Annotated in this window: 10 protein-coding genes and 1 pseudogene; 2 read left to right on the top strand and 9 right to left on the bottom strand. The window is 52.4% G+C overall.

Annotated features, from left to right (window positions below; translation table 11 throughout):
- Nucleotides 1–925 (bottom strand): glutamate-1-semialdehyde 2,1-aminomutase (gene hemL, locus BZG83_RS07835; RefSeq protein ID WP_077480011.1); only part of this gene is annotated, 925 nt, incomplete at its 3' end.
- A 214-nt stretch (nucleotides 926–1,139) separates the two neighbouring features.
- Here hemL and erpA point away from each other — a divergent pair.
- A complete protein-coding gene (gene erpA / locus BZG83_RS07830) occupies nucleotides 1,140–1,481 on the top strand; it encodes an iron-sulfur cluster insertion protein ErpA (protein WP_069588460.1) in 342 nt (113 codons plus the stop codon).
- 89 nt (nucleotides 1,482–1,570) lie between these two features.
- Here erpA and BZG83_RS07825 read toward each other — a convergent pair whose 3' ends face one another.
- Complete coding sequence (locus tag BZG83_RS07825; protein ID WP_077480010.1) at nucleotides 1,571–2,896, bottom strand: peptidoglycan DD-metalloendopeptidase family protein; 1,326 nt, start codon at nucleotides 2,894–2,896, stop codon at nucleotides 1,571–1,573.
- Between the two features lie 244 nt (nucleotides 2,897–3,140).
- Here BZG83_RS07825 and tyrS point away from each other — a divergent pair, with 244 nt between their 5' ends.
- Nucleotides 3,141–4,328: a tyrosine--tRNA ligase gene (gene tyrS / locus BZG83_RS07820; protein WP_069588464.1), complete on the top strand. Its 1,188-nt coding sequence runs from the start codon at nucleotides 3,141–3,143 to the stop codon at nucleotides 4,326–4,328.
- Between the two features lie 94 nt (nucleotides 4,329–4,422).
- Here tyrS and BZG83_RS07815 read toward each other — a convergent pair whose 3' ends face one another.
- The 7 genes and pseudogenes from BZG83_RS07815 to gltB all read right to left on the bottom strand — a co-directional run bounded on the left by BZG83_RS07815 (nucleotide 4,423) and on the right by gltB (nucleotide 14,220).
- On the bottom strand, nucleotides 4,423–4,983 hold the full coding sequence (locus tag BZG83_RS07815) for a flavodoxin family protein (RefSeq protein WP_077480009.1): 561 nt from the start codon (nucleotides 4,981–4,983) through the stop codon (nucleotides 4,423–4,425).
- Between the two features lie 75 nt (nucleotides 4,984–5,058).
- Nucleotides 5,059–5,668 (bottom strand): annotated as a pseudogene (locus BZG83_RS07810) (TRIC cation channel family protein).
- A gap of 20 nt (nucleotides 5,669–5,688) precedes the next feature.
- Entirely contained in the window at nucleotides 5,689–6,525 is an 837-nt protein-coding gene (gene btuF / locus BZG83_RS07805) for a vitamin B12 ABC transporter substrate-binding protein BtuF (RefSeq protein WP_077480008.1), read from the bottom strand.
- Between the two features lie 12 nt (nucleotides 6,526–6,537).
- Nucleotides 6,538–7,515, bottom strand: a complete 978-nt coding sequence (locus tag BZG83_RS07800) for a cobalamin biosynthesis protein (RefSeq protein WP_077480007.1) — start codon at nucleotides 7,513–7,515, stop codon at nucleotides 6,538–6,540.
- Between the two features lie 21 nt (nucleotides 7,516–7,536).
- Nucleotides 7,537–8,229: a 5'-methylthioadenosine/S-adenosylhomocysteine nucleosidase gene (mtnN, locus tag BZG83_RS07795; protein ID WP_077480006.1), complete on the bottom strand. Its 693-nt coding sequence runs from the start codon at nucleotides 8,227–8,229 to the stop codon at nucleotides 7,537–7,539.
- A gap of 100 nt (nucleotides 8,230–8,329) precedes the next feature.
- Nucleotides 8,330–9,742, bottom strand: coding sequence for an FAD-dependent oxidoreductase (locus BZG83_RS07790; protein WP_077480005.1), 1,413 nt, complete (start codon nucleotides 9,740–9,742; stop codon nucleotides 8,330–8,332).
- Nucleotides 9,743–9,753: 11 nt separating this feature from the next.
- Entirely contained in the window at nucleotides 9,754–14,220 is a 4,467-nt protein-coding gene (gene gltB, locus BZG83_RS07785) for a glutamate synthase large subunit (RefSeq protein ID WP_077480004.1), read from the bottom strand.
- Between the last annotated feature and the right edge of the window lie 52 nt (nucleotides 14,221–14,272).

Below are 14,272 nucleotides of genomic sequence, written 5' to 3'. Positions count from 1 at the left end.
GGCCCGCCGCCATAGCCACAGGGTTACCGGCAAGGGTACCGGCTTGATAGACTGGGCCAGTCGGAGCGATATACTCCATCACATCGCGACGACCACCAAACGCTCCCACAGGCATACCACCCCCGATGATTTTACCCAGAGTAGTTAGGTCGGGTTTCACACCGTAGTAGGCTTGAGCGCCGCCGAGTGCCACGCGAAAGCCGGTCATCACCTCATCAAAGATCAGCAGAGCGCCGAACTCGTCGCAAAGGGCGCGTAGTCCTTCCAAAAAGCCTGGCTGTGGTGGGACGCAGTTCATGTTCCCTGATACAGGCTCAACGATGATACAGGCGATATCGTCTGGATAGGTTTCAAAGGTCTGACGGACAGAATCGAGGTCGTTGTAGGTACATGTCAGCGTGTGTTTCGCAAAGTCAGCAGGCACCCCCGGTGAGTTAGGCTCACCCAAGGTGAGAGCGCCAGAGCCCGCTTTAACCAACAGGCAGTCGCCATGACCGTGATAGTTCCCCTCAAATTTGATGAACTTATCCCGCTTGGTAAAGCCGCGAGCCAAACGAATCGCACTCATGGTCGCTTCTGTCCCTGAGTTGACCATGCGGACCATTTCCATCGACGGCACCAGCTCTGCCACTAATTCTGATAATGTGATTTCACTTTCTGTCGGGGCGCCAAAACTTAGGCCACGATGAGCGGCATCAATCACAGCCTCACGAATAGCAGCATGGTTGTGACCCAAGATCATCGGGCCCCATGAGCCGACGAAATCAATGTAGGCTTTACCGTCGGCATCGAAAATATAAGCGCCATCGGCGCGCTCCATAAAGACAGGGTCGCCGCCGACGCCGGCAAAAGCACGTACGGGAGAATTCACGCCACCTGGAATGGTGCGTCTTGCTTGTTGGAAAAGTTGTGCTGATTTGGTCATGACATATCCTGTTATGTAAGGCGTAAGCCTAAATTGCGTTGGGGCATTTTAACCAAAGATACGGATCACTGGCGAGATGGAGTATGATTTGATTGACCCCTGAGTGGCAATTTATACGTACTGATCACACCCTCGATCAATCGGGTAATACTTGAACACTTTACTCAGGTATTAGATAATTCAACGCTAAGCACGATGAGCATGTGAGGTAACAATGAGCGATGCACCTTTGCCGTTAGAGTTCTCAGAAGCAGCGGCGACTAAGGTTAAAACGCTGATTCAGGAAGAAGAAAATCCAAATCTGAAACTGCGTGTTTACATTACAGGTGGTGGCTGCAGCGGCTTTCAATATGGCTTTACCTTCGACGAAAACGTGAATGAAGGCGATATGGAAATCGAAAAAAGCGGCGTGAAGTTAGTGGTTGACCCCATGAGCTTACAATACCTAATGGGGGGTGTGGTGGACTATACCGAAGGGCTAGAAGGCTCACGTTTCTTTGTCAATAATCCGAATGCGACCACGACGTGTGGGTGTGGCGCATCCTTTAGCGTATAGCGGGATCTCGAGACGTTCATAGCGGATAGTTATTGACTATCAAACACAAACGGCGCCGACAGGCGCCGTTTGTGTTTATGTGCCGCTGGTTACCCGCCGTTATTGGCGTGATAGCTGAGCGGCCCGACTGAGGCAAGCAGTTGATTAAACTTACTCAGCTGCGCCATGCGTGACTCGGCGAGGCGTACAAAGGCTTGTTTTTCTTGCCCTTGTAGTGATTTAGCTTCGGGTAATCGCACCGTACGCGGGTTTTTATGGACACCATTCACCAAAAACTCATAGTGCAGGTGCGCCCCTGTTACCCGGCCTGTAGCGCCCAAGGTGCCAATGATATCCCCTTGTTTGACCCGTTGACCGGTTTTCACTTTACGTTTAGTTAAGTGCAGATACTTGGTGATATAGGTTGAGCTGTGGCGGATAAATACATAGTTGCCATTAAAGCGGTTGTATGAGGCTTTCATGACCACGCCATCCCCAGCGGCTTTGATAGAGGTGCCAACCGGAGCGACATAATCCGTCCCCCGGTGCGGCTTTACGCGTCCTGTCACTGGGTGTAAGCGACGCGGGTTAAAGTTCGAACTGACATAACGGAAGTTCACAGGAGAGCGCAAGAAGGCTTTTTTCATCGCTTTGCCCGTGGGGGTGTAATATTTGCCATTCTTGGCACGTACCGCGGTGAACGTATCTCCTCGGTTGGTAAAGGTGGCAGCTAAGATGTTGCCACTCCCAATATGTTCACCTTCAACAAACTCTTCTTCATACAGCACAGAGAAGCTATCGCCTTCTCGAATATCGAGTGCAAAATCTACGTCCCAGCCAAAAATCCCGGCAAGCTGCATAATCTGATTCGGATCTAACCCTGCATCGGTAGCGGCCTGCCAGAAATTTGATTTGATGGTAGCTCGGGCAAAGTTCAGTTGTGTATCAATGTTTTTTGTCTCGATGCGTGACTGATATTTGTCATCGACCTTGCTCACGATCAGGGTTTCATTGGTGCCGCGTGGCTGAATGAGTTGCACCAGTTCACCGCTTTCATCAACGCCCAAACGCACTTCATCTCCTGGCTTGAGATAGGCCAAGCTTTTGGTGCCTTCATCAGCGTTAACCAGACGATAGAGTGTGGTTGGACTCAAACCGGCGCGATTAAACAGCAAGGCCATGCTTTCACCATGCTGGACTTCATAACTTTGCCAGTTGATATGGCGTTTAAACTGCGCTGGCATTTCACCTTCAGGCGGCAGCAGAGAGACGGCATCGACGGGTAAGGGGTAATGTTTGCCAAGCTCAAAGTTAGGTTCAGGGCGTGGCGTGCTTGCGCCATCAGGGACAAGGATGAGTAATACCACGAACGCGCTCAGTGCACCTATCGTGAGTTTATGTAATTTAGGTAAAGCTGCGAGTTTTTTTAACGGCATGAAAACTATGTTGAATCACTGCGAATACAAAATATGACAGTCAGATTCCCAATCGGTTTATTGGGGATGATGCCCTGATAATAATTTGACACGGTTAACACAAAGGCCACAAACATCTGTTGCCGGCAGCCACTGTGCACACCTTGCACACTGGCTATAAGTCTAACTGGTTTCAAAAACTGTCGCTATTCGAGTAGTATGTCGGTTTATCACATTTTTGCCTATTTTGTAGGAGCGAGAGACTATGGCGAGCCTGGAAGCCGCGCTAGCAGAACTAAAACGTGGCGTTGATGAAGTAATCCCTGAAGACGAGCTGGTTGCCAAGCTTAAAGAAGATCGTCCTCTGCGTATTAAATTGGGTGCAGATCCGACGGCACCGGATATCCACCTTGGGCACACAGTGATCCTAAATAAGCTGCGCGCGTTTCAGGAGCTCGGCCATGAAGTCATCTTCTTGATCGGAGACTATACCGGCATGGTCGGTGATCCGAGTGGTAAAAACACTACCCGTCCACCGTTGACGCGTGAGCAAGTGTTGCAAAACGCAGAAACCTACAAAGAGCAAGTGTTTAAAATTCTCGATCCGGCTAAAACCCGCATTGAGTTCAACTCGACGTGGCTTGGTGAGTTGGGCACTGATGGCATGATCCGCCTTGCGGCAAGCTCAACCGTGGCCCGTATGCTGGAGCGTGATGATTTTAAAAAGCGTTACAGCAGCAACCAACCCATTGCGATCCACGAATTTATCTATCCGCTGCTACAAGGGCATGACTCTGTCGCGTTGGAAGCGGACGTAGAGCTGGGCGGAACGGATCAGAAGTTCAACCTGCTGATGGGGCGTGAGCTCCAAAAGCAAGCTGGACAGAAACCGCAAGTTGTTATGACTATGCCGCTGTTGGTGGGGCTGGATGGCGTGAAGAAAATGTCCAAGTCCGCCCATAACTACATCGGTGTGAGCGAACGTCCGGATGATATGTTCGGTAAGATCATGTCTATCTCTGACGATTTGATGTGGGATTACTACGAGCTGTTGTCATTCCGTCCTTTAGAGGAAGTGACTCAGTTCAAGAAAGATGTCGAAGCGGGCAAAAACCCACGTGACATTAAAATCTTGCTAGCGAAAGAGATCATCGCGCGTTTCCACTCAGACGCGGATGCGGATGCGGCCGAGCAGACCTTTATCAATCGTTTTCAAAAAGGGGCGATGCCTGACGAGATGCCAAGCTTTAGCTTTGAGCAAGGCATTGCGATTGGTAACCTTTTGAAAGATGCCGGTTTGGTCAGCTCAACCTCAGATGCGCTGCGTATGATCCGCCAAGGCGCGGTGAAAATTGACGGCGAAAAAGTCGAAGACACTAAGCTGGTGCCAGCGGCGGGCGAAGCCGTTTACCAAGTGGGTAAACGTAAGTTTGCTCGAGTGACGCTCAGCTAATTATTGGTTGAATCGACAAGCCCTCGCCACATATGCGAGGGCTTTTTTGTGCCTGCATGATCCTGATGCGCATCATGCTCGGTGTGAGGCGCGATTAAGTGTGCCAAACCCCTTTCAAGGCGCGAACCATGTGTTGGCCCAGATAGAAGGCGGTTTGTAAGCAGGCTTCACTCAGTCCTTCTCCGGTTTCATGGGCGGTGACACCATGTGTTGTGCCGGTTGGGTTGATGTTCTCGACCCCTATATTGGCGCGACCTAAGCTAAGCCATAGCATATCGTGTTGACTGGCTAACGTTTGGAAGTAGCTGAGGGTGGCTGATTGGTCTCCTCCCGTTTGGCTTCCTACCGTAAACCCGGCGGCTAGCTTACCCCGCCAATCTTGCTGCTCCCACGTTGGGCTGGATGCATCGGCAAACGCTTTAAATTGTGCGCTTGGCCCGCCCATGTAGGTGGGTGCACCAAAAATAATCGCATCCACATCTTTAAGCTGAGTAAAGACCTTTTCGTCGATAAAACGGCCATGTTTAATCACATCAGGCTCAATACGATAGACGAGGGGATCGGCATCGCCAGCTTGGATCCCTTCTGCAATCGTGGTAGCGAGTGCGTGTGTATGGTCACTGACCGAATGATAAATGATCGCAATACGTAACATTGTGGCTCCTTGCTGGTGGCTGTCTAACAGTCCTTAGGGTAGAGGCGCGAACTTTCAACCCCCAATCTTCTATGCTTAACGATCAAGGGCAAAGGGTGGCAAGGATAAATGCCAGCGAATCGCCGCTAAGCGGATCAGCAAGGTGGTGACCATGCCTGCGATTGAGGCGGTGACGGCATCTGGCCCCACTTCAACCGCGAGAGTATGAACGATCCCGCCGGCAATACATGCGGTGGCATAAACCTCGGTTCTCAGCACCATGGGCACTTCTCTGGCCAACACATCACGAATAATGCCGCCCCCACACGCGGTAATAACGCCCATGATTACCGCGACCAGTGGTGAAGTCCCATAGCTTAACGCTTTATCGACACCGATGCCGACGAAGACGGCTAAACCGACGGCGTCGGCGCAGGGTAATACGTACCAAGGGAGTCGGCGGGGGTGGCGAATAAGCAGCATGGTGGCAACACAGGTGGCAAGGATCACCCAAATATAGTGTGTCACTGATCCAAAACACGGGCGTTGCTCCCATCGCCATATCGCGTACCGTTCCGCCCCCAATCGCGGTGGCGCAGGCAAGGACCACGACGCCAAAAGGGTCCATCCGTAAACGGCCAGCCATGAGTACACCAGAGATGGCAAATACTGCGGTGCCAAATAAATCAAATAAATACAAAATCATGGTTTGGGTCATCATGGGTCCTAGGTTGCGCGGCGCACCGTATCAAGTGCCTCACAGATTTGGGTTGCAGCCTGCAACGCACGGGGCGTTGCTCGYGTTAGCCAGTCTGGGTTTAATTGAAACGCATAGTGCTGAGCAAGGCTGGGGAGTAAGTCTTTCATACTTTGCCAGCTGGCAGGCAGTTCACCACCGGTATAAAACACAGTGTGCGGTTTGCGGGTGATCACTTGCTCCATATTCACTTGCGGATAAGCCGCGGGGCTATCGGCAAAAATGTTTTCGCCGCCACATAGCCTAAAAAGCTGGCTTGGCCAAGCGTGATCACTGGCTGTCATCAGTGGCGCGCCACTTAATAAATAAAAGTAAGGTACCGACGTCGCATCTTGATAGCGGGTATGCAGTGCATGCAGTTTTTGGTCGAAAGCGGCTGCATTTTTCTTGGCGATTTCGGGGTGGCGGCCATAACGGCCTAGTTCGCGAATAAAGCGGCTGATGTCGTCGAGTTTTTCGACATCAAGATAGCGGATTTCAATGCCCAGTTGCGCCAATGTTTCCAGTGGTTTAGGTGGGTTGCCGCCACGCCACGCCAAGATTAAGTCGGGCTTAAGCGCCACAATACGCTCCAGTTTGATGCCCCGATAGTTCGATACGCGTTCCAGCGTTTTTGCCTCCTCGGGATAATCACTGTACGCGCTGGCGGCGACGAGTTGTTCACCGAGGCCAGCAGCGTAAGCGAGCTCAGTGGCATGAGGAGCCAGACTGATCACACGAGGTGGGGCAGGGTGTGCATAAGCGGCCGTGGTAAAGAGAAAAGCGGCAACTAAAAGTCCGACGCCGCGAGGAGAGAGACCGAGCATGTTTTTTAATCCTTACACGATGAGCAAGCATAACGCGCTAAAGGCGATCCAAATGAGCATGCTCACTCTGAGTTTTTGACGTAATAACAAAAGGTGGTAGCACGCCGGTGTCACGCCACTGCCGATTTTTGTGCGCAATGTTTTGGTGCCTTGATAAATGGCAGGGCCTCCGAGGGAGAGCTGAAAGCGGCTACTGGCGCAGGCCAATAGCCAGCCAGGCCCCGGCGTGCGCCAGCGCTGTCCCTGTTGCCAACACGCTTTAAGGTGCGTGAGTGGGGAACGACCCAGTGCGAACAAGAGGGCAAATAGACGCATAGGAACGTAATCGAGTCCGTTGAGAAGACGTGCGACCGCTAAGCCAAATGGGTAGAAGGTGAGACGGCTCGGCGACCACACGCGCGCAAGACGGACTAAGCTGGCATACAGCAGGGCACCGACACCACCAAATAGCACAAAATAAWAAATCACACAGGCGCCATGACGTGCGGTGCCAAGCAATATCGTTTCTGCGCCTGCCTTACCCAGACCGACAATCGACAAGGACTCAGTTTCTCGGTTGACGCGGTTGGCCAAAAGTGCGCGTGCTGTCCCTTTGTCGTGTTGTTCAATGGCATCGGCAAATGCTTGGGAAAACGTATCAATATTGCGCCAATCGAGAGCAAGCCACAGCAGTAGCGCATCAAATAAAGGGCGAAACCAGACCAGCTCTCGAGTGGCAATCAGCAAGATCGCCAGCGTGCCACACATGAGTGCCAGTGCCAGCCCCCCTGCGAGCTTTCTCTGCCGCTTCGGGTCGGTTGGTTGGTTGACTTGGTCGGCTAAAATGAGCGCGTACTGTTGCCAGTATTGAAACGGAGAATAATTGGCGGATAAGGGGAGTAACCAATGGATTAATAGCGCCAACCACAGCGCCCAGAAGCTTGGGTGGTTGGCAGCCATAGTCAGCCAATATTGCGGGTTAAGCAGTGCATCCATAATGGCAAGGTTCATCCATGATAAGCGTTCGAAGGGTTAGTCGAAAAGCGCAACCATTTTTTCAACCATGGCGGACGAGCTTTTCGCAGCCAGCGGCAAAAACTCTTCAAACGTCATCGGTGATTCTTTTTCTGCCACCACATCAGAGATGGCGCGCACAACTACAAATGGGATCTTAAACTGGGCGCACACTTGTGCAATCGCTGCCGCTTCCATCTCTGCCGCTACCGCTTTAGGGAAGTGGGTACGAATGTGCTGACGGTGTGCATCGGTGTGCACAAAGGTATCGGCGGTGCAGATTAACCCGCGTACCACGTGTGTCTCGTCATCAATGGCTTTCTCGGCCAGTGCCATCAGTGCGTCGTCAGAGTCAAAGTGAGCCGGTTGCTGAGGAACTTGACCCATCTGGTAGCCAAATGCGGTTGCATCCGCGTCGTGGTAACACACTTGTGAGGAAATAACCACGTCACCGAGGTTTAATGAGGGTTCAAAAGCGCCGGCTGATCCGGTGTTAATCACGCAATCTGGCTTAAACTGTGACAGTAACAAGGTGGTGCCGACCGCTGCCGATACTTTACCAATGCCTGATTGGAGCAATACCACATCACGGCCCTGTAGTGTGCCGGTGTAGAAGGTGCAGCCTCCTTCGTGATGAGTGGTAAGGTTCGCGAGCTTATCACGCAGCAGGGTAATTTCCTGCTCCATAGCGCCAATAATGCCGATTTTCATCTTGATGATCCTGTTAGCACATAGAATGGGGTTAGTGTACATGAGGCAATAAAAAAGTGCCTCCTTTGAGGCACTTCTATTCAGTCGGGGTGGGAGAAGATCAGACTTCGAGGTAGTCCATGATCCCTTCGGCCGCTTTCCGTCCTTCATCAATGGCGGTGACCACTAAATCTGACCCGCGCACTGCATCACCACCGGCAAAAATTTTCGGGTTGGTGGTTTGATATAAGATGTCCCCGTTGGCTGGCGCTTTGATGCGGCCACGCTCGTCAAGGGCTACATCATAGGGCTCCAGCCACTCCATGGCATGGGGCTGGAAACCGAACGCCATGATCACGGCGTCTGCTTCTAGCACATGCTCACTGCCTTCAATCGGCTCTGGGCGGCGGCGACCGGCAGCATCAGGCTCACCGAGCTGGGTTTTTACCACGGTAACCCCGCGCACGTTGCCGTTTTCATCGACTTCAATGCCAAGAGGCTGAAGGTTGAACATAAAGTTCACGCCTTCCTCACGCGCGTTTTTCACCTCGCGGCGCGAGCCGGGCATATTCGCTTCGTCACGACGGTAGGCACAAGTCACACTGGCGGCTTGTTGACGAATGGAGGTACGGACACAGTCCATCGCCGTATCGCCTCCCCCGAGGACCACCACTCGCTTACCTGCCATATCGATGAAGGGTGGCGCGTTCTTCAGTTCCATCACTTTGTAGGTGTTGGAGACTAAAAATGGCAGTGCATCAAACACACCAGGTGCGTCCTCGTTGGCAAGACCAGCACGCATGTACTTGTACGTCCCGACGCCGAGGAAGACCGCATCAAACTCATCAATCAAGGTTTGCATGGCCACATCTTTACCGACTTCGGTGTTGAGACGAAACTCCACGCCCATTTCGGTGAAAATCCGTTGGCGGTTACGCATCACCTCTTTTTCCAGTTTGAATGACGGGATCCCGAAAGTGAGCAAGCCACCAATTTCCGGATAGCGGTCAAACACCACCGGTTTGACGCCATTGCGTACCAACACATCGGCACACGCAAGCCCAGCAGGGCCGGCACCGATTACGGCCACTTTTTTATCTGTCCACTCAACATGTGACATATCGGGCTTCCAGCCCATTTCAAACGCTTTATCGGTGATGTACTTTTCGACATTACCAATGGTCACAGCGCCAAAGTCATCATTGAGTGTACAGTCACCTTCGCAAAGCCGGTCTTGCGGACACACTCGGCCACAGACCTCAGGCAGGCTATTGGTTTGGTGCGATAGCTCAACGGCCTCTAAGATGCGTCCCTCATTGGCCAGCTTTAGCCATTGTGGAATGTAGTTATGTACAGGGCACTTCCACTCACAATAGGGGTTACCGCAATCTAAGCAGCGATCGGCTTGTGCCGACGCTTCTTTTTCGGTGAACGGCTCGTAGATTTCCACGAACTCTATTTTGCGGGTATCAATCGGCTTTTTTCGCGGGTCGATACGCTGCACATCGATAAACTGATATACGTTCTGGCTCATGGATCCCTCCTTTACTGCGCCTGAACTCGCAGCTCGGCAGCGCTGCGACTCTGGTGGCCTAACAAGGTGCTGACATCAGCGGCTTTAGGTTTGACCAAATAGAAACGGTGTACCCATTGGTCAAAATCAGCCAGCAGTTGTTGCGCACGATCTGAACCTGTCAGCTCTAAATGTTGCGCGATCAGTCCGCGTAAGTGCTCTTGATGAATGGCCAGAGATTCTAGCGACAGCGCTTCGACCAACTCTGGATTGATGCGGCGGTTAAAATCGCCTTCCTCATCGAGCACATAGGCAAAGCCGCCGGTCATTCCAGCGCCAAAGTTGACGCCAGTGCGACCTAAAATCGCGACGATACCGCCCGTCATATATTCGCAGGCGTTATCTCCCGCGCCTTCGACGATCGCATGGGCTCCTGAGTTACGCACGGCGAACCGTTCGCCTGCTTTCCCTGCCGCAAACAGCTTGCCACCAGTGGCACCATACAGGCAGGTATTGCCCATGATGGTGGACTCATGACTGGCAAAGGCGGATCCTACAGGCGGACGGATCACGATTTCACCGCCACTCATCCCTTTGCCGACATAGTCATTGGCATCGCCGACAAGGGTGATATTAACCCCTGCCGCATTCCATACCCCGAGGGATTGACCCGCAGTGCCTTGCAATTGAATATCCAGAGGGTTAGCTGCCATGCCTGTGTTGCCATAGCGTTTTGCAATCGCGCCAGAGAGGCTAGCACCGACTGAACGGTCGGTATTGCGTACCGATTTGTAGATGCTGGCTCGTCGGTTAGCGTCAATCGCATCCCCTAGTTCACTGAGCAAGGCTTGGTTGAGCGGTGCATTATCAAAAGGCGTATTGGGCTCACTGCAATATAAGGTTTTGCCCGGCCAGGGTGTGGGCGCCTCGAGAATATGGCTCAAGTCGAGTTTGAGCTGCTTGGCGGTAAAGCCATCAACTGCTTCCAGCAAGTCCGTTCGGCCAATGAGATCGGTGAGCTTTTCGACACCAAGCTCAGCGAGCAGCTCGCGAACTTCTTCGCCTAAGCCTTTAAAGAAGTTCATTACCTGCTCAGGTAAGCCTTTAAAGTAGTCGCGACGAAGCGTGTCATCTTGGGTCGCCACACCGGTTGCACAGTTATTCAGGTGGCAAATACGCAAGTATTTACAGCCCAACGCCACCATAGGCGCGGTGCCAAAGCCGAAGCTCTCTGCACCTAAAATGGCGGCCTTTACAATATCGAGGCCAGTTTTGAGGCCGCCATCGACTTGTAAGCGAATTTTGTGGCGTAAGCCATTTTCCACGAGGGCTTGCTGGGTTTCGGCGAGGCCTAATTCCCAAGGGCTACCGGCGTATTTCACGGAGGTCAATGGGCTTGCCCCCGTGCCGCCGTCATACCCTGAAATGGTGATCAGGTCGGCATAGGCTTTTGCCACACCAGTAGCAATGGTGCCTACGCCCGGTTCGGAGACCAGTTTGACCGATACCAATGCGCTTGGGTTGACCTGCTTTAAATCAAAAATCAGCTGCGCCAAGTCTTCAATCGAGTAGATATCATGGTGTGGCGGTGGCGAAATCAAGGTGACACCGGGGACTGAGAAACGCAATTTGGCGATCTCGGCCGTGACTTTATGGCCGGGCAATTGTCCGCCTTCACCGGGTTTCGCCCCTTGTGCCACTTTGATTTGCAGCACATCGGCATTGGTGAGGTAGTGGGGAGTGACCCCAAAACGGCCCGATGCAATTTGCTTGATTTTGGAGTTACGCTCGCTATTGAAACGGCGTGGGTCTTCACCCCCTTCACCGGAGTTCGAGTGGCCGCCAAGGCGGTTCATCGCAATGGCTAACGCTTCGTGCGCTTCAGGGCTCAAAGCACCTATGGACATGGCCGCGGAATCAAAGCGTTTAAATAGCTCGGTGGCGGGCTCAATGCGTTCAAGCGGTAATGGTGTGTCGGCTTTTTTCAAACGCATTAGGTCGCGCAAGGTTGCCACCGGACGTTCATTCACCGTTTTCGCGTAGGTTTTGTAGTCCATTGCTTCCCCAGAGCGCACTGCACTTTGCAGATTTTTTACTACATCTGGGTTGTAAGCATGATACTCGCCATCGTGGACGTATTTGAGTAACCCACCATGCTCTAGCGGCTTACGTTTAATCCAAGCACGACGTGAAAGGTTGACTAAGTCTTGCTGGAAGTCATCAAAGTTCGCCCCTTGAATGCGGCTTGCGACACCTTTAAAGCAAAGCTCTACCACATCGTCATGCAGGCCGACCGCTTCAAACAGCTGCGAACAGCGGTAAGAGGCAATGGTCGAGATCCCCATTTTTGACATGATTTTAAATAGGCCCTTGTTGATGCCATTTCTAAAATTCACCATCACATCGCGATAGGGCTTTTTGATTGCGCCAATGTCGACTTGATTGGCTAGTGTTTCGTAGGCGAGGTATGGGTAGATAGCCGTGGCACCAAAGCCGAGTAATACGGCAAATTGGTGCGGATCACGTGCACTCCCGGTTTCAATGATGATGTTGGCATCACAGCGCAAGTTTTCGCGGACCAGACGCTTTTGCACCGCCCCGACTGCCATAGCGGCAGGGATAGGGAGTTTGTCTTTATTGATACTGCGATCAGACAGGACTACCAGTACCGTGCCATCGCGCACGCAGCGCTCGGCTTGATCGCAAAGATCTAAGATGGCCTGCTGCAGATCTTTCTCGTTCGGATCGTAGTTAATATCGAGAATGCTGTTGCGATAATAGGTATCGTCGAGCTCGAGTAACTGCACCATGTCTGAGAACAAGAGCACTGGCGATTTAAACGCGACGCGCTCAGCGTGGCCATCAGTCTCGCAGAAAACGTTCATTTCCCGGCCGATACAGGTGGCCAGTGACATCACGTGGTTTTCACGCAAGGGATCAATGGGTGGGTTGGTAACCTGAGCAAACTTCTGACGGAAGTAGTCACTCACACAGCGGGGACGAGAAGATAGTRCCGCCATGGGCGTATCATCGCCCATCGAACCGGTCGCTTCTTGACCGATATCCCCGAGCACCTTGACGACTTGCTCGACTTCCTCGTTCGACATCCCAAACAGCTTTTGGTAAACCTTCAGTTGGGTGTCTTGCAAGCTCCGGCTGCCTTCGCTGGCATCATCATCAAGTTCTTCAAACGGGGTCAAGCGACGCACGTGAGCATCGAGCCATTCCCGATAGGGGTGGCGACTTTTCAGTTCATTATCGATTTCCGCTGAGTGCCAAATTTTGCCTTCTCGGGTATCGATCACCAGCAATTCACCCGGGCCAACACGCCCTTTTTCAGCGACCTCATCAGGCGCGTAATCCCAAATGCCAATTTCAGAGGCGAGGGTGATGAATTTATCTTTAGTGACCACATAACGCGCAGGGCGCAAGCCGTTGCGGTCGAGATTACAAGCTGCATAACGGCCGTCAGACATCACAATACCGGCAGGACCATCCCATGGCTCCATGTGCATGGAGTTAAAGTCATAGAATGCACGCAGCTCATCATCCATATCCGGATGGTTTTGCCAAGCGGGCGGCACAAGTAGACGCATGGCGCGGAAGAGATCCATGCCACCGGACAAAAATACCTCAAGCATGTTATCTAGGCTCGACGAATCCGATCCTGATTCATTGACAAAAGGTGCGGCCTGATGGAGGTCTGGCAATAAGGGCGAGTTAAATTTGTATGCCCGTGTTCGTGCCCATTGGCGGTTACCTTCAATGGTGTTGATTTCACCATTGTGGGCAAGGTAACGAAACGGTTGAGCGAGCGGCCAGCGTGGTTGCGTGTTAGTACTAAAACGCTGGTGGAATAAACAGATCGAAGACTCGAGGCGTAAATCGGCCAAATCGGTGTAAAAGCGCGGCAAATCTGCCGGCATACACAAGCCTTTGTAGACGATGGTTTGGGTCGACAGACTGGTAATGTAGAAATCTGTGTCGTCAGCTAACGCTTTCTCTGCGCGGCGGCGCGCAATATACAGGCGACGTTCTAAATCGCGTGCGCGCCAACCGGCCGGGCCGTTAATAAAGACTTGTTCGATAACGGGGAGTGATTGCTTGGCGATTTCACCCAGCACGTCAGGGTTGGTTGGTACCGTACGCCAACCAACCACGGAGAGTGTTTCGGCACCAATTTCTTGTTCAAACACCGCGCGGGCGCGCTGCGCTTTCACCGGATCTGTGCTCAGGAAAAGCATTCCCACCGCATACAAACGGCTCAGGTTCCATTGGTTTTGTTCGGCAATAAGGCGAAAGAAACGGTCGGGCTTTTGGAGCAATAACCCACAACCGTCCCCGGTTTTACCATCGGAGTTAATCCCTCCGCGGTGGGTCATGCGATCAAGTGCGGAAATGGCGGTACGAACCAACTTGTGGCTGGGCTCACCTTCTTGATGGGCGATCAAACCAAAACCACAGTTATCCTTTTCCAACATTGGGTTGTACAGCGACATTGCAATTCTCCCTTGCTACTGCGTCACTCGCAGTGATTGCATTTATTGTCGT

Source organism: Salinivibrio sp. PR919 (assembly GCF_001995355.1).
GTDB classification, from domain to species: domain Bacteria; phylum Pseudomonadota; class Gammaproteobacteria; order Enterobacterales; family Vibrionaceae; genus Salinivibrio; species Salinivibrio proteolyticus.
The sequence above is the reverse complement of the archived record's forward strand: the minus strand, read 5'-3'. Positions and strand labels throughout refer to the sequence as shown.

Excerpts from the sequence above, each read along its gene's own strand:
- erpA (WP_069588460.1), top strand. The coding sequence starts at position 1,140 with ATGAGCGATGCACCTTTGCCGTTAGAGTTCTCAGAAGCAGCGGCGACT.
- BZG83_RS07825 (WP_077480010.1), bottom strand. The coding sequence starts at position 2,896 with ATGCCGTTAAAAAAACTCGCAGCTTTACCTAAATTACATAAACTCACG.
- tyrS (WP_069588464.1), top strand. The coding sequence starts at position 3,141 with ATGGCGAGCCTGGAAGCCGCGCTAGCAGAACTAAAACGTGGCGTTGAT.
- BZG83_RS07815 (WP_077480009.1), bottom strand. The coding sequence starts at position 4,983 with ATGTTACGTATTGCGATCATTTATCATTCGGTCAGTGACCATACACAC.
- mtnN (WP_077480006.1), bottom strand. The coding sequence starts at position 8,229 with ATGAAAATCGGCATTATTGGCGCTATGGAGCAGGAAATTACCCTGCTG.
- BZG83_RS07790 (WP_077480005.1), bottom strand. The coding sequence starts at position 9,742 with ATGAGCCAGAACGTATATCAGTTTATCGATGTGCAGCGTATCGACCCG.